The organism is Chromobacterium vaccinii, from assembly GCF_000971335.1.
Taxonomy (GTDB): Bacteria; Pseudomonadota; Gammaproteobacteria; order Burkholderiales; family Chromobacteriaceae; genus Chromobacterium; species Chromobacterium vaccinii.
In genome coordinates, this window is sequence record NZ_JZJL01000002.1 from 53,168 (window position 1) to 69,872 (window position 16,705).

Sequence of the window (16,705 nt, forward strand, 5' to 3'; positions counted from 1 at the left end):
TTGCGATAGCGCGTTTCCAGATCACGTCCAGAAAAGATCGTCCCCCCACGACGCCTCTATCCCTGCGCCGTGGGGCGGACGATGATTTCGCCCACGTCGACATCGGCCGGCTGCTCGATGGCAAACGCAATCGCCCGCGCCACCGCTTCTGGCGGCATCGCGAATGCCTCCATGCTGGCGGTGATCTGCGCTTTGACGGCCTGATTGGTCATCGACTCGGCAAAGTGGGTCCGCGTGAAGCCGGGTGAAATCACCGTCACCCGCAGCTTGTCGCCAGCCTCCTGCCTCAAGCCTTCGGAGATCGCGCGCACGGCGGCCTTGCTTGCCGCATACACCGCCATATTCGGCGCGATGCGATGCGCGGCGGTGGACGCGGTGTTGATGAAGTGGCCGAAGCCTTGCGAACGAAACACCGGCAGCGCCGCGTAGATTCCATACAGCACGCCTTTGATGTTCACGTCCACCATGTCATCCCAATCGTCGATGCGCAATTCATCTAGCGGGGAGATCGGGCCGATGCCGGCGTTGTTGATCAATACGTCCAGCTTGCCGTAGCGCGCGCATGCTAGTTTGACCAGCTGCGACACGTCCTGCCGCCGCCTGACGTCCGCGCATTCCCATGCGCAGTGCCCGCCCGCTTGCTCGATCCGTTCGGCCAGCTGGCGGAGGCGATGTTCGCCACGCGCGCCCAACACCACCTTAGCTCCCCGCTCCGCCAACAGCAGCGCGGTTGCCGCGCCGATTCCGCTGCTCGCGCCGGTAATGGCCACGACCTTGTCTTTGATGGCCGACATGATGCTCTCCTTGTCTCGTATCCAGGAGCGTGCATGTTCGCCTACCCATCCCGTTCAATCTATAATCGATCCAGCTAAATTATTTATTGATCGTACAAATTGATATGGACCCGCTCTCCGATGTCTTCCACCTGCTAAAAGTCGAAAGCGTGCTGTCAGCGCGGTTCGAGGCGCATGGCGCTTGGTCTCTGCGGTTTTCCGCTTACCAGCACATGAAGTTCGGCGGCGTGCTGGCTGGCGCTTTCTGGCTGTGGTTCGAGGACGGCGCTCCGCCGCTCAGGCTGAACCAGGGCGATTTCTACCTGCTGACTCAAGGGCAGGCCTATTGCACCGGCAGCGATCCCTCGCTCGCGCCTGCCGATGGCCGCGCGGTGCTCGCGGCGAATCGTTGCGAGGATGGCATCGTGCGCTATGGCCAGGCCGGGGAGACGGTCAGCGCGGCGGGCGGCCGTTTCGTTTTCGACTCGCACGCCAGCGGGCTCCTGCTGAAGTCGCTGCCGCCGCTGATCCATATTCCGGCCGCGTCGGAAACCGCGCCGGCGCTGCGCGCCACGTTGGATCTGCTCCGTTTTGAAACGGAAACCTCCCGCCCCGGCGCATCGGCGGCCGCGGCCAATCTGGCCAACCTGGTGCTGGTGCAAGTGCTGCGCGCGCATCTGACGTCCGGCGCGCATGCGCCGGGCTGGCTGGGCGCGCTGGCCGACCCAAGGATAGGCAAGGCCCTGGGCCTGATGCATGCGGACGTGGCCCGGCACTGGAAAGTGGATGAGCTTGCCGCGGCGGTGGCGATGTCGCGCACAGGGTTTTCCGAACGCTTCCGCACGCGGGTGGGCATGACGCCCATCGACTACCTCACCCATTGGCGCATGGCCAAAGCCAAGGCCGCGCTGGAGGCGGGGCAAAGCATCGCAACCGTCGCCGAGAGCATAGGCTATGGCTCGGAAGCGGCATTCCATTCCGCATTCAAGCGGATTGTCGGGCAAAGCCCGGGGCGCTATCGACGCCAACAAAGCTCAGGGCCGGCCGACAAATCGCCGAGGCGAGACAAATAAACGGCGCCATTCCTGGCTGAACATGGCCTGACCGGAATGTGGCTGGCTGGTGCTCCGCCAGCCAGCGCGGGCAGCCCTGCCACTCCAATCCACATGCTTCACACATTCATTCCAGGTGGATATAGTCTGCCGTATCACATACCCTGCCACCACCGCTGGCTGCGGCATCGAACCAACCCAATCCATACGGAGATGAATGTGACGTCCAAATACACCGGGCAGTGCCTGTGCGGCGAAATCCATTATTCAGTCGATGTCGAGCCCCTGTTTGCCGGCAACTGCCACTGTAAAGACTGCCAGCGCAGCTCGGGCAGCGCCTATATACCGGCCATGTTGTTCCCGGAAAAAGAAGTGACGATATCTGGTACAGCCAAGTATTTCGAGACCACGGCGGACAGCGGCAATACGCATGGCAGAGGCTTCTGTCCGAACTGCGGCGCCCAGCTGTTCGCCAAGTTCGGCGGCTTTCCCGGCATGCTGGGCATCAAGGCTGGCACGCTGAACGAAACCTCGCTTTACGCCCCCAAGCTGGATTTCCACGTGGCCAGCGCCGCGGCCTGGGACTTCATGAATCCCCAGCTTCCCAAGAAGCAAGGCCCGGCTCAGGATTAGCGCATCACCAGGCATGGGGCGTATCTCTCTCCTGCCACTCGCCAGCCCCTGATCGCCGGCTCCTGCCACTCGCCAGCCCCTGATCGCCGGCATCGCGATAAAAACAGGCCCTCCTGATCGCGGAGGACCTGGCTTGGATTTCAGCCTGCTTGCGCAAGCCGAAACTCAAGATTCATCTACGCATCACGATGCCCTGGGCAGCTCGAAACCGGCGTGCCACTTGCCTTCGGAGTCTTGCCACGACACCAGGTAGACATTGCCCTGCGCGTCGGTGCCGACTACCTGCAGAAAATGGCTGTTGCCATTGCCGGTAGTCAGTTGCGAGAAGCTGCCGTTGTAGCCGGACGGTTGCGGCAGCGTCAGGCCGCCATGCCAGTTTCCGCCGCTATCCTGCCACGAAACCAGGTAGGCCACGCCATTGCTGCCGATGCCGAATACTTGCAGGTAGTTGCTGTTGCCGATGCCGGTGACCAGCTTGGCGAAAGTGCCGTTGTAGCCGCTGGGCTTGGGCAGCGCGAAGCCGGGGTGCCAGTTGCCGCCGTTATCCTGCCAGGCGACCAGGTAGGCGTTGCCGTCGGTGCCGATGCCCAGCACTTGCAGGAAGTTGCTGTTGCCGACACCGGTGGCCAGCTGCGTGAAGGTGCCGCTGTAGCCGCTGGGCTTGGGAAGCGCGAAGCCCGGGCTCCACTGGCCCTGGGCGTTTTGCCAAGTCACCAGGTAAGCGTTGCCGTCATTGCCCACCCCCACGACTTGCAGGAAATGGTCGTTGCCGTTGCCGGTCGCCAGTTGCTGGAAACCGCCCGCGTAACCGCTGGGATTCGGCAGCGGCATGCCGGCATGCCAGTTGCCGCCATTGTCCTGCCAAGCCACCAGATACGGCGAGGATTCCACTCTGGCGCCGATCACCTGCAAGTAATTGCTGTTGCCGATCCCGGTCACCAGGGGGCCGCCGCTGTAGCCGCTCGGCTTGGGAAGCGGCATGCCGCCGTGCCATTTGCCGCTGCCGTCCTGCCACGAAACCAGGTAGGGATTGCCATCCTCGCCCGCGCCCAGCACCTGCAGATAATTGCTGTTGCCGACGCCGGTGGCCAGTTGGAAGAAATGCCCTTTCGGATAGTCGGACGGAACCGGCAGCGCGAAACCCGCGTGCCAGTTGCCGCCGGAGTCTTGCCAGTCGGTCAGATAAGCGGTGTCCGTGATGTTGGAGAGTCCCAATACCTGAAGATAATTGCTGTTGCCGTTTCCAATAGCCAAACCATGAAATTGCGATGACATATTGCTCACTCCTTGAGTTGAAACATGCATGCGACCTGGCAGCTCAGGGCTCGACGGCCATGACCGAGCCCCGCCACTCTAGGCCGGAAAATAGTGCTCAACCCCATGCTTTAGAACTAAAAGGCAAGCAAACGCCATAATCCTGCGGTTTTCACTTAGCTGACCCAGCGCATCCATCGAAGAAAAAACAACATGCTGCGGCAGCGCATGGCTCTCCTTTTCCATGCCAAGCGGAGCGCCCATCCATTCAGGCTGTAGGCGCGCGGAGCCCAAGCGCTGCGCGAGCATCCCGTACATGCCGCCAGTCGGCATGAGACATCGGACCAGCCCCGCGGGAAGCATCCGTGGCCGGATGGCCAGCCGGACACCCTGGTATCCACTCCGCTCCCCTGAGCTCGACGAGCGGTCGCAGAGGGAATGGGCAAGCCTCCCTCACGCATGAAAAACAGCCAGTCCGCCGAAGGGCGGGGCTGGCTGTTTTGCGCCGCCATCCATGGCGGCATGGCGCATCTTCAGACGGACTCAGCCTCCAGCTGATACGCCTGCATCACCTCCAGGCCATGCGCCAACGACTGCACCTGATCCCAGCAGCCCATGTTTTTGCCGCTTTCCATGGCTCGGCAAGCTTCCGCCATCAAATCGAAGCGCTCGGGGATCGGGTCGCCATAACGGATGTTGAGCGTCCTGACATCCATCGCCAACTTCAGGCTGCGGCTTTCTTCGCGGTTGATCCGGCCAGCTTTCAGCAGCGCGCAGATCGCGGCCCTGCCTTCAGCGACGGTGATATTGCCCAAATCGAGTTTGCCAGGCACAAGCGGCGCCTCCGCACGGGCATCCGCCCTCTTCAAGCCGGTGAAAACGGCGCGCACGCGCTCAAGAATGGGCACGCGCTCAACGGTTTGATGCGATGGCTGGATGGAAAAAATCGACATGGCGACACTCCTGAGCTTGGCTGCCCGGCGGAGCTTGCCGCTTTCATGCGGCAAGGAATTCACGCCAGGCAATGCAATCATCATAACAAGTCCAGCATAGGCTCGGCCATGCTTATCTTCAATTGGTTAATATACCTATTAGAAAGTTAAATAAATATCAACCCTCTATCCCTATCGGCCAATCTCGTTTCGGCCCAATCCTGCGCCGCAGTGGGAACAGAACTTCGCCGCGGCGACAGCTTCTTGCCCGCATGATCCGCAGCGGCGCGGAACCAGCCCGGCGCCGCAATGCTGGCAGAACCGCGCGGCAGGATCATTCCCCCGCCGGCAACTCGGGCAGCTTGCCGACAGCGTCTGCGCAGGCTGTGGAGCGGAGTGGCCTTCGCGGCGGCCATGGTGCTCATCGCGGCCGTGATGGCGGCCAAACAGTTTTCCGAAATGACCCATTGCCTGTCTCCCTTTGATGTAGATAGCGCCATGAAAACGCCTGTAGCCGCTAGAGGGTCAAGGGCCTGGCTGCTCCACTCTCCATTTCCCGCGCTTCAAGCAATGTCCAACCCCATCGCAGCCCCATGGGAGCGGCCGGTAAAGCGCAACGCCGGCGCTGGCGGCGGTAAGAGCCTGCTCATCCCGCGCGCGGCTTCCCTTATCAAGCAACTGACTCGAACTATCCATTTTGAATGAGAGCTGGCATGCTATCCCTAGCCTCCGGCTACATCTCCCCCTTGGCAGAAATGAATAAAACACGGATTGAGCAAACATGATTATCAGACCTGTTGACCGAAACGACTACCAAGCCTGGCGGCCGCTATGGGATGGCTATAACGCGTTTTACGGACGCGCCGGGGAAACAGCGCTGCCGGAGAACATCACTCGGCAGACCTGGGCGCGCTTTCTTGATGACCGGGAGCCGGTAGACGCGCTGGTAGCGGAGCTTGATGGAAAAATCGTCGGCCTGGCCCATACGGTCATTCACCGCAGCACCACTCGCCTGGCCGATGTGTGCTACCTGCAGGATTTGTTCACCGCGCCGGAAGCCAGGGGCCAAGGCGTGGCGCGAGCCTTGATCGACGCCGCCAAGCAGATGGCCGCAGCCGCCCGGTGCAACCGCCTCTACTGGCAAACGCACCAGACCAACCAAACGGCCCGCGCGCTGTACGACAAGGTGGCCGAGCATCAGGGCTTCATCGTTTACGGCAGCGATGTGCCGGCCTGACGACCCCGCCTCTCCCCAGCCTCCAACAACCCCGCCCGGCCGCATCTCGCCATCCTTGCAAAAGCAACGGCCCGATACATGCCATTGTCAAATTGATCAGCTATAAGCACTGACGCGCCCCGGCTCCACGCCGGCGGGCGCCAATTTGATATCGGGATAATCCACATGAAGCTATCGTTTACCAAATGGCCGGCGCTGATCGCGCTGCTGCTGTCCATCCCCGCTCATGCCGCCACCGAAACCATCGTGCTGCTCCGCCATGGCGAGAAACCCGCCCAGGGGCTAGGGCAAATCACCTGCCAGGGACTGAACCGCGCGCTGGCGCTGCCGCAGGTGCTGACCAGCGCCTTCGGCGCGCCGGACGCGATCTTCGCGCCCGATCCCGCCATCCAGGTATCGGACTCGGGCAACAACTATTACTACGTGCGCCCGCTGGCCACGATAGAACCCACCGCCATCCGCCTGGGCATGCCGGTCAACACCGGCTACGGCTTCACCCAGACATCGGACCTGGCCGCCAAGCTGCTGGACTCGGACTACGCCGGGGCCACCATTTTCGTCGCCTGGGAACACAAGAAGATCGTCACGCTGGCCAAGCAGATCTTCTCCAACCTCAAGCAATCGGCCAATATCCCCTCTTGGTCCGACTCCGACTACGACAGCCTCTACGTCATCACCATCAATGGCTCCGGCAGCCATCGCGCCGCCTCGTTCGCCATCCGGACGCAGGGCCTCAACGGACAAAGCACGGTTTGCCCGGGACCAAACTGAGCTTGAAGCGCCTCAAACCGGCTTCGCCGCAGCTAGCCCCGCTGGATCGACACTCCGCCGTCGGCCAGCATCGCGCTGCCGGTGACGAAGCTGGCCGCGTCGGACGCCAGGAACAAGGCGGCGCGGGCGATTTCCTCCGGCCGCGCCAGCCGCTTCAAGGCATGCAGCCCCTCGACGAAGCCGCGCGCCTCCGGCGTGGGCGCGGCGGCGCGGCCCATCTCGGTGTCGGTGCCTCCCGGCAACAGCGCATTGGCGCGGATGCCGCGCGCGCCGTATTCGGCGGCGATCACCTGGGTCAGGCCGATCAGCCCGGCCTTGCCGGCGGCATAGGCGCCCATGCCGGGAAAACCGGCGGTATGCCCCACAAAGGTGGACGTGAAGATGAGAGAGCCGCCGCCCCGCGCCAGCATCGCCGGAATCTGGCGGCGCGCGGCCAGAAAGGCGCTGGTCAGATTGGTATCCAGCGCGAAACGCCAGGCCTCGGGCGTGATCTCGTGGACCGGCGCGGCCTCGCCCACCGCGCCGACGTTGTTGAAGGCGATGTCCAAACCGCCGAAGCGCCGGACCGCCTCCTCCACCGCCTGCCGCGCGGTGGACTCCTCGCGCGCGTCGCCGGCCACGACGGCGATCTCCCCGCCCTCCCGCCGGACGGACGCCGCCAGCCGCTCCAGCTCATGCGCCCGCCGCGCCACCGCGACCACCCGCGCGCCCTCGCGCGCGAACAAGCAGGCCGCCTCATAACCGATGCCGGCGCTGGCGCCGGTCACAATCGCCACTTTTCCCGCAAGCTGTTCCATTTTTCCTCCGCGTTTTCCAGAACACGCGCCCAGTCTGGAACAGCGCGCCCCGCGCGGCGACCCGATTCTTGCCAACCCGCCCCGACCGTCCGACGAATCAAGTGTGGCGTCTTTCCCTCCGCAAAAACCACTACAGCCGCATAATCCAATTACATCAAAAAACAAATGGTCTAAATTACTAACCACTACATACAAGGGAACACCCGCGTCCCTTGCCCTGACCGCACCGGCGCCTACAGACGCCGGGCGCATCTTAAACGGGCGGCCGACCCAAGCCCCCGTCCATGCCGTGATGGGCTGACGCGTTCCTTTGCGCGCCGACTTCATAGGGGATGTTTCCATCCATCTCTTGAGCGCGAAAGGACAACCATGTCTGCTCATATCCTGATACGGGACGGTTCGCCGCACTGGTGGCTCAGCGCAAACGTCTGGGCCGTTCCCGGCAACGATCCCAACGGCGCGCCCGGCACGCCGGTCTCCGGCCAGAAAGCCTATGTCTGGGCCCATGTGGACAATATCGGCGACGCGGACGCGCAGAACGTCCGCATCGATTTCTACTGGGCCAATCCAGCCGGGCAAATGACGGCCGGCGCGGTAAATTACATCGGTTCCGGCTACGCCGATCTGCCGGCGGACCCGAAGGAGGCGATGGGCCAGGACGTGCTGTGCCTGGTGCCCTGGGCAGTGCAGATCGTCAACGACGGCCACGAATGCCTGCTGGCCGTCGCGCATGGCCCGGGCGACAGCAACCCGATTCCCGACCCGCTGCCGGCCTCCTACAGCTTCGACCCGCCGGCCCACGACCAGATCGCCCAACGCAATCTGACGGTGCTGGACGCCAGCAAGATGGCGTCCATGCTGCGCATCGCCGTCAATGGCCTGCCTCGGCAGGACAGGCGGGTGAGGCTGACCGCCGAGTTCGGCGGCGAGCTGGACGAACGCCAGCTGCAACGCCTGGGACTCGCCCGGCTGCAACTGCGGCCCGCGCCCAAGCCCGAAGTGCAGGTCCGGCTGAGCCTGGAGCCGCACTGCGGCGGCCAGAGCGACGGGGAGAAAGCGCCCAGCCTGGCCGTGAGCGTGCCCCGCGGCGAAACGGTGCCGGTATACCTCGATATCCAGGCCGGCCAGCTACATCCCGACCACTACCAGCTGCTGCACATCGTCGAGCACGACGACGCCGGCAAGCCGTTGGGCGGGGTCAGCTATGTGGTCATTCCGCAAGGCAAGGAGAACAGACTATGAACACGCCGCTCCAGGTGCTCACGCGCCCGTTCGCGATCGAACCGGTGAGCAGCATCATGCTGCCCGACGGCATCTTCGACAACGCGATCTACCAGCTGCGCATCGCCGCGCATTTCACCAATACCTCGGCCAGTCCGCTGAGCAACGTCACCGTCTATCTGGAAAGCGTCGGCGATCCCGGCATCGCGCCCACCGCGCACACCTTCACCTTCCCCACCATCCCCGCCGGCGGCACCGTGCTGCTGGCCTGGGACGCGGACTTCCAGCACGCGACGCCGGGCAAGCCGCTGGTGAGCTTCGTCGCCCGCGCCGACGGCTTCGCCGCCCAGCGCTCCATCCAACAGATCTTCGTGTCGCAGACTCGCTTCGACAGCGCCAGCAACACCTATACCTGCACGGTGGAGGAAGGCACGCTGACCATCTCCAACATCCAGGGCCACGCGCCGGGCAAGGCCTGGGGCGAGCCGACGGACAACGGCAAGGAATGCCGCTGCCCGCCCCGCTTCGGCCCGACGGTGCCCACCGGCCTGACCATGGCCTGGAAGCCGAACCCGGCCTACGCCGGCACCCATGCCGAGCTGCCGTTCTCCGACCCCTGGTGGAAGGTGCTGGCCATCATCGTCGCCGTGATCGCCGCGCTGGTGGCCGGGATCGCCGCCGCCGCCGGCGCGGGCAAGGCCAACTTCAGCGTCGGCGGCTCGGTGGAGGAGACAGACCCCAGCGTCCACTGCTGTTCGCTGAAGGGCGCGGCATCGGGAAAACCCGAATTCACCGTCGCCGGCGTGGCCTCGGCCATCGCCTCCGGGGCGATCGCGGTGGCGTGCTCGGACGAGGCCGATCCGTTCTGGCGCGGCCAGGCGGCCACGCCGCCGGCGGCCGGCGAGACCACGGTGGCCGAGCGGGTGGTGGCCAAGTGGAAGATGCTGGAAGCGCCGGTGGCGGGCAAGGCCTACAAAACCGATGTGTCCTGGACCTACGAGCGCTTCACCACCGGCAAGACCTATCACTACGCGGTGACGGAAACCCAGGTCAACGTGCATGCCGCCGGCCCGGTGAAAGTGGAAACGCCCGACGTGGTCCACGCGTTCGCGCCCTTATGGGTGAGGGCTAGCTTCCAGCGCCAGGACGGCACGCTGTTCAAGGGCAGCGACCTGTACTCCTTCGCCCTGTTCGAAGCGCCGCAGGGGCTGTATTTCGTCGCGCCGCTGACCGACGACGGCCTGGGCTTCGATCCGGCCGCCAACGACGGCACCTATGCCGGCAGCCTGGACCTGGAGCGCACCTACCGGCTGCTGCTGCAGCAGCACCAGGACGTGCGCGGCATCTGGCGGGTGTTCGTGTTCGCCCAGGACGTGAATCTGACCAAGCCCGGCACCCCGCCGCATATCGCCGCCCAGCACATCGGCGGCTTCTTCGTGGCCAGCGCGATCGAGATCACCTTCGACGACAGCCTGCCCTGCCCGCTCAAAGCCCAGTCGACGATCACCGTTGTCTAAGGACGCGCCGGCCGGGCATCGCCCGACCGCCCCATGCCGGCAACTGAGGAGCGGCCCACCCAGGCCGCCCTTTTCATTCATGCTTTGGCCATGCGACCTTCCCCGATCAATCCAAACGCATATACAATTCGTTTACAAACTAAATCGGCATGCTCAACTGAGATGGACGCCAGCCGCGCCATCTCTACCCTTCCCCGGAAAAGCAAGATATGACCCCGCAAGAAACCCAAGCGCTGCAAAACTTCCTGAATCAACTGGTACAAGTCCGCGGCATGGCCAAGGACCCGCAAGCCAATGCCACCATCATGCAGGCCGCGGCCCAACAGCCGGACGCCATCTACCTGCTGGTGTTGCGCTGCATGCAACAGGACCAGGCGCTGAACGCCGCCAACGCCCAAATCGCCAAACTGCAATCGGACCTGCAAGCCGCGCGCAGCGCGCCGGTCCCCGCCGGCGCGCCCGGCACCTTCCTTGATCCCAACGCCGGTTCCGCGGCCTGGAGCAGCGCACCCGCGGCGCCCGCCTTCGCCGCTCCGCGCCAGGCTGCACCGGCTGCCGCTTATCAACAGCCCGCACCCGCCTACCAAGCGGCGCCTCCGGCCTATCCGCCGGCAGCGCCCGCCTATCAGCAAGCCGCGCCGGTCTACCAGCAACCCGCCCCTGCGCCGCGCCAAGGCTTTTTCGGCGGCGGCAGCGCCGGCGGTTTCACCAGCGGCGTGGGCAGCTTCCTCGGCAATGTGGCCACCACCGCCGCCGGCGTCGCCGCCGGCACCTTCCTGGTCCAGGGCATAGAAAGCCTGTTCAGCGACGACAAGCCCAACCATGAAAGCGGACAAGGCCATGCCGGTTATGAGGCGGAACAGCCGGTGGAGCAACACATCACCATCAACAACTACTACGAGTCCGACGGCCAGGACGACGCCGGCTACCGGGAAGATGCGCTCCCGCGCGACGACTACCAGACCGTGGCCGACTCCGACTACGCCAGCGACGAGTACAGCGAAGACGACAACGCTTCCGCCTAAGCCCTGTTCGGAGGCCCGGGCCGATATCGCCTGCGGTATCGGGAAAACCAGCCACAAGCCCGAGACCATATGGAAAACCGCCGCATGCCGCGGCGGTTTTCTTGCGCGCGCCGATCAGGCTAGGCCGGCTGCCACAAGGTAATGGCCTCATCCGGCGTCCAGCCGGGATTGGACACATGGGCCTGCAGGCAGCGGTAACGCTTTCCCTGATAGCCGGCGCCGTCTCCCACCAAGTATTGGATGCCGTTCTGCCATTCCGGATAATCCGGCTCGCCATCGCCGTCGGTGCGCACTAGAACGCCGTTGCCTGGCAGGGATTCCCGGCCGGCGTCGTCCAGCGCGGTCGCATGGTACCGATAATCGCCGCCAGGGCGCAGGCCGACGTCGCGGAAATCGGCGGCGGTGGTCAGACCCACTTGCTGCCCATCGCGATACACCCGGTATTCCACGATAGGAAAATCGCCGCCGGCCGGCGCGTCCCAAGCCAGGGCGACGAAATCCCGCCCGATCTCGCCGGCGCGCAGATTGCCGGGCGCCGGCGGGCGATCGCCCCCGGCTCCGCCCTCCAGCAGCGGGGCGTAGTCGCGGATGAAGCTCCAGTCGTAGCCGCGGCCGGCCACGTCGCGGCCATCGTCCCAGTTCACCGACCAGGTCATCAGGCCGCGGATGGGGTTGCCCGCCTCCTCCAGCCGGCGGAAGGCGTTGAACACCGCGTCCGGATCGCGGACGAAACCGGTGGCGGCGGCATCGGCATTGGCCGGCAAGCCGATGGCGAGCTTGTCGGCCGGAATCCGCAGATAGCCGCGCGTGCCGTGGATCAGACTGTCGGTCAGGTAATAGAGAAAGTCCTCTTTCCTGACCTCGTCATCCTGCGACAGCCAGGCGTTCAACTCGTCCACCCACACGCCGTCGCCGCCCTGGTTGTAGTACTGCGGCGCGATGAAGTCATAATAGCCGTCCAGCGCCGCGATATAGGCCGCGTAGTGTCCATCCGGCTTCAGGTAAGGGAATTCCGGCGCCATGCTGATGATGAAATGCTGGCCTTGCGCCAGGTAGTAGTCCTTCACCATCTTCAACGCGGCCGGAATCACCGTCTGGTTGTCGCCCGCCGCGATCGCGCTCTGCTCCAGGTCGATGTCCAGCCCATCGAAGCCGTAAAGCTCCGCCAAGCGGACGATCTCTCCCGCCAGCGCGTCCTCTTGGCCGGCCTTGAGTTCGATGTGGGCATCGGCTCCGCCCAAGGAAACCAGCACCGCGCGGCCCTGCTCGTTCAGCGCGTCCACCTGGGCGCGGAAAGCCTCGTCGCTCAGGTTCCAGGGCTTGAAGGTGGGGATGCCGGCGCCTTTCATGAAGGCTACCGCCACCACGGCGTAGTCCTCCGGCACATCGTCCAGCGCGATGTCGGCCGACGTGCCGCGCTGATAACCATTGCCGGCCGAGGACGGCCAGTTGTGCCAGAAGCCCATGATGAAACGGTCGGGAAGCGGCGGCATGGCCGCGGTGTCGGCGGTCCGCGCGCCGCGGTCCGGTTTGGCGAATGGGTTCATGCATGCCCCTTGCTGAAGATGGATGAACGGCGCCGGCTCAGCGCCGATGCCCCGGCCATGGTAGGCCGCCCCTCCCCATAGGGCTGCTGGCCGTTCAGCCAGCCTCAGCCGGTGGCCGGCAATACCGGCCACCTGTCGACGATGCGGCCGCCCTCGTACACGGCGATATCGCCGAACTGCTGCAGCACCGCCTCGCTCTGGCGCGGGCGGAAGAACACCGTGTCGTCCACCGCCAGCGCCTGCAAGCCGGAACCGACCAGCAGTTGCTGATTGGATGAATGCCCGTACAGTCCGCTGCCCGCCAGGCCGGCGGGCGACACCGGGTCGGCCTGCCAGTTGCCGCCGTAGATGAAATAGCCGCGCCGCGCGTTGGCGTCCCAGCCGCCCGCCAGCCCGCCCAGCCACTCCACGCCGTAAGGCAGTTCGAAGCGCGGCAATGCCTTCAGCACCGGCGTGGCGATAAAGCAGGCCGGCAGCAGCTCATCCAGCAGCGGCAGATCGAAATCGCTAGGCTTGACCATGGCCGAGCCCACCGCCACCTCGTTTTCCGGACCATCGCCGGGATAGAGCCGGTAAGTGGGCGAGCCGGCGGCGTTGAAGCACGGCTCGGAGATTCTTCCCGCCGGATGCGCCCGCGCAATGGCGGCGAAGGCGGCGTAGCTTGCGCGGGCGTGGCGCAAAGCCTTGTCCCTCAGTCCGGGAAGATCCGGAATCTTGGCCACGTGCGCGTCGTAACCCATCAGGCCGGACCACTGCAGCCGCGGCTCCACGGCCACCATGTCCAGCATTCGCCGCAGCGTGGCGGCGTCGGCGATGCCGCCGCGGTGCAGGCCGACGTCGATCTCGAAATTGAGCTTCAAATGCAGATTTTGCCCGCGCGCCAGCTCGCGGTACTGCGCCAGCCGCTCCGGCGTGTCCACCAGCCATTGCAGTTGCCGCTCCGGCTGGAAATCCATGTCGAAAAACTGGCGGTAAAACGCCAGCGCGGCGGCGGCCGGCAATGGCTTGCCCAGCAGGATGTCCCGGCCGCCCTTCGCCATCGCCTCCAGCTGCGGCAGGCTGAACAGCATCTGCCGCCGGGTGCCGGCCAGCGCAGCCGCCTCGGCCAGCAAGGCCGGGCACGGCAGCGACTTCACCACCACCCTGAGCGCCATCTTGCCGGCCAGATGACCCGCGATCCGCCGGATATTGGCGCGCAGGCGCTCGCGGTCCAACACCAGCGTCGGCTCGGCGATGCCGGCCTGGCGCAGCGCCGCCTGCAACCCGCGGAAATAAGCGTCGTGCGGCGCCCCGCGCGCGGAGGGCCGCGCCAGCCAGACTGCCGCCCCGCCCGCGCCCAAAGCTGCCAGCAAGCGGCGCCGGCCGCGCGACGGCCCGCTCATGCCGCCACGCCGAACACGCGGCGCAGATGGGAATTGAGCAGCACGCCCTTGGGATCCAGCTCCCGCCTCAGCTTCAGGAAGTCGTTCCAGCGCGGGTAAAGTGCGGCCAGCTCCGCCGCGCCGTACGGATGCAGCTTGCCCCAGTGCGGCCGGCCCTCGTATTTGCGGAAAACCGGCGCCAGTTCGGTCAGCAGATAATCATGCGGCTCGCCGGCGGCGGCATGGACGGCGATCGAGCAGGAGTCGCGGCGGTAGAAAGGGCTGAGCCAGGCGTCGTCGGCCTTGACGAAGCGGAACTCCAGCGGGAAGAACACATCGTTGCGCCGCTCCAGCCGTTCGATCACCTCGCGCACGCAGGCGATGCCGGCCTCCCGCGGCACATGCCACTCGCTCTCGTTGAAGCGGGTGGACCGCGCGGTGGACAGCAGCCGCCAGGACTTGTCGAAGGCCTGCTCGCTCAGATCGGGATCGATCAGTTTCTGCGCGGTCCAGCTCCGCAGCGCCGGCATGCCTCCCAGCCAATCGCGCAGCCGGCGCAGCTCTTGCAGCATCTCCTCATCGCCGGACTCCGGCCGCGACGCCGGTCCCGGCGGGCGGATGTCGTGGGTGATCGCCGCGGCGTAGCCGGTGAACGGCAGATAGTAGAACTCGAAATGCCGGTGCCGGCGCGCCAGCTCCGGCGCGGCGTCCAGCATCTGTCCCGCCGGCAGCAGCCATAATTTTCGCTGCAGATAATAGGCCGGCAGCGTCGCCACGGTGGCGCGGGCGATCACGCCCAGGCTGCCCAGCGACACTCTCGCCGCCTGCAGCAGATCCTCGTCGCGGCCCTTGCCGCAGTCCAGGGTCAGTCCCGATGGCGTCAGCAGCCGCAGCGCGCGCGCGTCGGCGTGCAGGGCCGGCAGGCCGGCGCCGGTGCCGTGGGTGGCGGTGCTGATCGCGCCGGCGAAGGATTGGACATCCACGTCCGGCTGGTTGCGCAGCGCCAGTCCCTGCGCGTCCAGCAAGCGCGCCAGCTGGCCGATGCGGGTGCCGGCCAGCAAGGTGGCTTCGCCGGCGGCCGCGTCATGCGCCAGCAGGCCGGACATCCGGTCCAGCGACACGATCTTGCCGGGCGTGGGCACCAGCGGGGTGAAGGAATGGCCGGCGCCGACGCAGCGCAGCGGCGTGCCGGTCTGCGCCGCTTCGCGCAGCAGTCGCGCCAGTTCGGCCTCGTCGCCGGGCGTGGCCAGCGCCTGCGCGGCGCAGCTCTGCAGGCCGCTCCAGTTACGCCAGCGATAACCGCCGGCGGACGCGGCGGCCCGCGGTCCGGCCGCTTGAGCGGCCCAGGCGCCCAGCAGCGCGCCGCCGCCCAGTTGCAGCAAGGCCCGACGATTCAGTGCCGGCCTCATCGCGCGCCTCCTGGCCCGCCGTCAGCCATGAAGGCGATCAGCCGGGTGAACTCCTGATCGCTGCAATCATTGCAATAACCTCGCGCCGGCATCGCGTTCAGGCCATCGCGGACATGGGTCAGCAACAGCGGCATGCCCTTCTCCAGCCTGGCCTCCCAGGCCGGCGCGAAGCCGGCCAGCGGCGCCTGGCTGGCCTGGTTGCCATGGCAGATCAGACAGGAGCGCTCGTACTTGCGCGCCAGCTGCGCATCCATCGGCCGCAGCGTCTCCGCCCGCTGCAGATCGGCCGCCTGCGGCTTGGCCTCTCCCCTCCCGCAACCGGCCAAAACCACCAGTCCGGCCAAGACCATGCCCTGCCAATGCCGGCCAGCCATCGTCTTCCTGCCTGCCTCCATGCCGTCTCCTCGGATATCGGGATGTTGCAATGGCGCGCCCGCGGCGCCTCAAGCGCAAGCGGCCGGACAATCCGGCCGCTTGATGACAATGGCTTTAATATACATTCAACACACCATTAATGTCATTTTCATTTCCCGTCTTTTCCCCCTCAGGAAGCGCCGCCGCGCGGCAGGCGCGCCGCGGCCGCCGTTGATGCCGCATGCCGCTGCTGTACACATTGTTACGGTTATGAACAGATACAAATCGCAATCAGTGGCTATCTTTCCTTTGCGATTGCGAAACAAACCGACGCCATAGTGAAAGCATGCGCAATACGCGTCCGCAACGTAAAAGGAAGACTTGCCATGAAACACGTGATGACCGCGGCGGTGCTGATCGCCGCCTCCCTGACCAGCCTGCCCAGCCAGGCCGGCGTCTCAATCAGCGTCGGCGAACCCGGCTTCTACGGCCAGATCGACATCGGCGGCTACCCGCCGCCCCAGCTGATCAGCCCGCAACCGATAATCGTGCAGCCGGTGCCGGTGGCCGCGCCGCCGATCTACCTGCGCGTGCCGCCGGGCCACATGAAGCATTGGGACCGATACTGCCGGCAGTACGGCGCCTGTGGCCGCCGGGTCTATTTCGTCCGCGACGACTGGTACAACCGCGTCTACGTGCCGCACTACCGCGAATACCATCATGACAACGGCCGCCACGAGGGATGGAAACGCGACCACCGCGACGACCGCCATGACGACCACCGCGACGAGTGGCATGGCGACCATCGCGACCATTAATCCT

At 65.5% G+C, this 16,705-nt stretch carries 19 protein-coding genes; 9 read left to right on the forward strand and 10 right to left on the reverse strand.

The window, feature by feature from the left end; genetic code table 11:
* Positions 1–56: 56 nt before the first annotated feature.
* On the reverse strand, positions 57–794 hold the full coding sequence (locus VL52_RS01190; RefSeq protein WP_046155363.1) for an SDR family oxidoreductase: 738 nt from the start codon (positions 792–794) through the stop codon (positions 57–59).
* Positions 795–898: 104 nt separating this feature from the next.
* Here VL52_RS01190 and VL52_RS01195 point away from each other — a divergent pair, with 104 nt between their 5' ends.
* Together VL52_RS01195 and VL52_RS01200 are read left to right on the forward strand one after the other, a co-directional pair.
* The gene (locus tag VL52_RS01195) at positions 899–1,846 is read left to right on the forward strand and encodes an AraC family transcriptional regulator (RefSeq protein WP_046155364.1); all 948 of its coding nucleotides are present in this window, start codon (positions 899–901) and stop codon (positions 1,844–1,846) included.
* Between the two features lie 198 nt (positions 1,847–2,044).
* Positions 2,045–2,458, forward strand: coding sequence for a GFA family protein (locus VL52_RS01200; protein WP_200895939.1), 414 nt, complete (start codon positions 2,045–2,047; stop codon positions 2,456–2,458).
* 183 nt (positions 2,459–2,641) lie between these two features.
* Here the strand turns inward: VL52_RS01200 and VL52_RS01205 are convergent, their stop codons facing one another.
* The 4 genes from VL52_RS01205 to VL52_RS25650 form a co-directional block, all read right to left on the reverse strand.
* The gene (locus tag VL52_RS01205) at positions 2,642–3,733 is read right to left on the reverse strand and encodes a CV39L family lectin (protein ID WP_144410138.1); all 1,092 of its coding nucleotides are present in this window, start codon (positions 3,731–3,733) and stop codon (positions 2,642–2,644) included.
* Positions 3,734–3,811: 78 nt separating this feature from the next.
* The gene (locus VL52_RS01210; RefSeq protein WP_144410139.1) at positions 3,812–4,030 is read right to left on the reverse strand and encodes a hypothetical protein; all 219 of its coding nucleotides are present in this window, start codon (positions 4,028–4,030) and stop codon (positions 3,812–3,814) included.
* Positions 4,031–4,245: 215 nt separating this feature from the next.
* Positions 4,246–4,749, reverse strand: coding sequence for a hypothetical protein (locus VL52_RS01215; protein WP_144408700.1), 504 nt, complete (start codon positions 4,747–4,749; stop codon positions 4,246–4,248).
* An 87-nt stretch (positions 4,750–4,836) separates the two neighbouring features.
* On the reverse strand, positions 4,837–5,016 hold the full coding sequence (locus tag VL52_RS25650) for a double zinc ribbon domain-containing protein (RefSeq protein WP_369094632.1): 180 nt from the start codon (positions 5,014–5,016) through the stop codon (positions 4,837–4,839).
* On the opposite strand from VL52_RS25650, the gene VL52_RS25275 reads away from it, so the two are divergent.
* The 3 genes from VL52_RS25275 (at position 4,954) to VL52_RS01230 (ending at position 6,652) form a co-directional block, all read left to right on the forward strand.
* Positions 4,954–5,349: a hypothetical protein gene (locus VL52_RS25275; protein WP_235429169.1), complete on the forward strand. Its 396-nt coding sequence runs from the start codon at positions 4,954–4,956 to the stop codon at positions 5,347–5,349. The two genes, VL52_RS25650 and VL52_RS25275, sit on opposite strands and share 63 nt — an antisense overlap.
* Positions 5,350–5,425: 76 nt before the next feature.
* Positions 5,426–5,881 (forward strand): GNAT family N-acetyltransferase, encoded by a 456-nt coding sequence (locus VL52_RS01225; protein WP_046155370.1) that lies wholly within the window; start codon positions 5,426–5,428, stop codon positions 5,879–5,881.
* Positions 5,882–6,046: 165 nt separating this feature from the next.
* Entirely contained in the window at positions 6,047–6,652 is a 606-nt protein-coding gene (locus tag VL52_RS01230; protein WP_046155371.1) for a hypothetical protein, read from the forward strand.
* Positions 6,653–6,684: 32 nt separating this feature from the next.
* Here VL52_RS01230 and VL52_RS01235 read toward each other — a convergent pair whose 3' ends face one another.
* Entirely contained in the window at positions 6,685–7,449 is a 765-nt protein-coding gene (locus VL52_RS01235) for an SDR family oxidoreductase (RefSeq protein ID WP_046155372.1), read from the reverse strand.
* A gap of 369 nt (positions 7,450–7,818) precedes the next feature.
* On the opposite strand from VL52_RS01235, the gene VL52_RS01240 reads away from it, so the two are divergent.
* The 3 genes from VL52_RS01240 (at position 7,819) to VL52_RS01250 (ending at position 11,212) form a co-directional block, all read left to right on the forward strand.
* A complete protein-coding gene (locus VL52_RS01240; RefSeq protein ID WP_046155373.1) occupies positions 7,819–8,691 on the forward strand; it encodes a hypothetical protein in 873 nt (290 codons plus the stop codon).
* Complete coding sequence (locus VL52_RS01245; RefSeq protein WP_046155374.1) at positions 8,688–10,187, forward strand: choice-of-anchor X domain-containing protein; 1,500 nt, start codon at positions 8,688–8,690, stop codon at positions 10,185–10,187. The genes VL52_RS01240 and VL52_RS01245 overlap by 4 nt, the downstream gene beginning before the upstream one ends.
* Before the next feature lie 209 nt (positions 10,188–10,396).
* Entirely contained in the window at positions 10,397–11,212 is an 816-nt protein-coding gene (locus VL52_RS01250) for a DUF2076 domain-containing protein (RefSeq protein WP_046155375.1), read from the forward strand.
* Positions 11,213–11,331: 119 nt separating this feature from the next.
* Here VL52_RS01250 and VL52_RS01255 read toward each other — a convergent pair whose 3' ends face one another.
* The 4 genes from VL52_RS01255 to VL52_RS01270 form a co-directional block, all read right to left on the reverse strand.
* Positions 11,332–12,759, reverse strand: a complete 1,428-nt coding sequence (locus VL52_RS01255; RefSeq protein ID WP_046155376.1) for a carbohydrate-binding protein — start codon at positions 12,757–12,759, stop codon at positions 11,332–11,334.
* Positions 12,760–12,863: 104 nt separating this feature from the next.
* Entirely contained in the window at positions 12,864–14,141 is a 1,278-nt protein-coding gene (locus tag VL52_RS01260; RefSeq protein WP_046155377.1) for an alanine racemase, read from the reverse strand.
* On the reverse strand, positions 14,138–15,529 hold the full coding sequence (locus tag VL52_RS01265) for a D-arabinono-1,4-lactone oxidase (protein WP_046155378.1): 1,392 nt from the start codon (positions 15,527–15,529) through the stop codon (positions 14,138–14,140). The genes VL52_RS01260 and VL52_RS01265 overlap by 4 nt, the downstream gene beginning before the upstream one ends.
* A complete protein-coding gene (locus VL52_RS01270) occupies positions 15,526–15,924 on the reverse strand; it encodes a c-type cytochrome (protein WP_046155379.1) in 399 nt (132 codons plus the stop codon). The genes VL52_RS01265 and VL52_RS01270 overlap by 4 nt, the downstream gene beginning before the upstream one ends.
* Before the next feature lie 345 nt (positions 15,925–16,269).
* On the opposite strand from VL52_RS01270, the gene VL52_RS01275 reads away from it, so the two are divergent.
* Positions 16,270–16,701 (forward strand): hypothetical protein, encoded by a 432-nt coding sequence (locus VL52_RS01275; protein WP_046155380.1) that lies wholly within the window; start codon positions 16,270–16,272, stop codon positions 16,699–16,701.
* Positions 16,702–16,705 lie beyond the last annotated feature (4 nt).

Excerpts from the sequence above, each read along its gene's own strand:
- VL52_RS01190 (WP_046155363.1), bottom strand. The coding sequence starts at position 794 with ATGTCGGCCATCAAAGACAAGGTCGTGGCCATTACCGGCGCGAGCAGC.
- VL52_RS01195 (WP_046155364.1), top strand. The coding sequence starts at position 899 with ATGGACCCGCTCTCCGATGTCTTCCACCTGCTAAAAGTCGAAAGCGTG.
- VL52_RS01205 (WP_144410138.1), bottom strand. The coding sequence starts at position 3,733 with ATGTCATCGCAATTTCATGGTTTGGCTATTGGAAACGGCAACAGCAAT.
- VL52_RS01210 (WP_144410139.1), bottom strand. The coding sequence starts at position 4,030 with ATGTACGGGATGCTCGCGCAGCGCTTGGGCTCCGCGCGCCTACAGCCT.
- VL52_RS01215 (WP_144408700.1), bottom strand. The coding sequence starts at position 4,749 with ATGATGATTGCATTGCCTGGCGTGAATTCCTTGCCGCATGAAAGCGGC.
- VL52_RS25275 (WP_235429169.1), top strand. The coding sequence starts at position 4,954 with ATGCTGGCAGAACCGCGCGGCAGGATCATTCCCCCGCCGGCAACTCGG.
- VL52_RS01225 (WP_046155370.1), top strand. The coding sequence starts at position 5,426 with ATGATTATCAGACCTGTTGACCGAAACGACTACCAAGCCTGGCGGCCG.
- VL52_RS01230 (WP_046155371.1), top strand. The coding sequence starts at position 6,047 with ATGAAGCTATCGTTTACCAAATGGCCGGCGCTGATCGCGCTGCTGCTG.
- VL52_RS01235 (WP_046155372.1), bottom strand. The coding sequence starts at position 7,449 with ATGGAACAGCTTGCGGGAAAAGTGGCGATTGTGACCGGCGCCAGCGCC.
- VL52_RS01240 (WP_046155373.1), top strand. The coding sequence starts at position 7,819 with ATGTCTGCTCATATCCTGATACGGGACGGTTCGCCGCACTGGTGGCTC.
- VL52_RS01245 (WP_046155374.1), top strand. The coding sequence starts at position 8,688 with ATGAACACGCCGCTCCAGGTGCTCACGCGCCCGTTCGCGATCGAACCG.
- VL52_RS01250 (WP_046155375.1), top strand. The coding sequence starts at position 10,397 with ATGACCCCGCAAGAAACCCAAGCGCTGCAAAACTTCCTGAATCAACTG.
- VL52_RS01255 (WP_046155376.1), bottom strand. The coding sequence starts at position 12,759 with ATGAACCCATTCGCCAAACCGGACCGCGGCGCGCGGACCGCCGACACC.
- VL52_RS01260 (WP_046155377.1), bottom strand. The coding sequence starts at position 14,141 with ATGAGCGGGCCGTCGCGCGGCCGGCGCCGCTTGCTGGCAGCTTTGGGC.
- VL52_RS01265 (WP_046155378.1), bottom strand. The coding sequence starts at position 15,529 with ATGAGGCCGGCACTGAATCGTCGGGCCTTGCTGCAACTGGGCGGCGGC.
- VL52_RS01270 (WP_046155379.1), bottom strand. The coding sequence starts at position 15,924 with ATGGAGGCAGGCAGGAAGACGATGGCTGGCCGGCATTGGCAGGGCATG.
- VL52_RS01275 (WP_046155380.1), top strand. The coding sequence starts at position 16,270 with ATGAAACACGTGATGACCGCGGCGGTGCTGATCGCCGCCTCCCTGACC.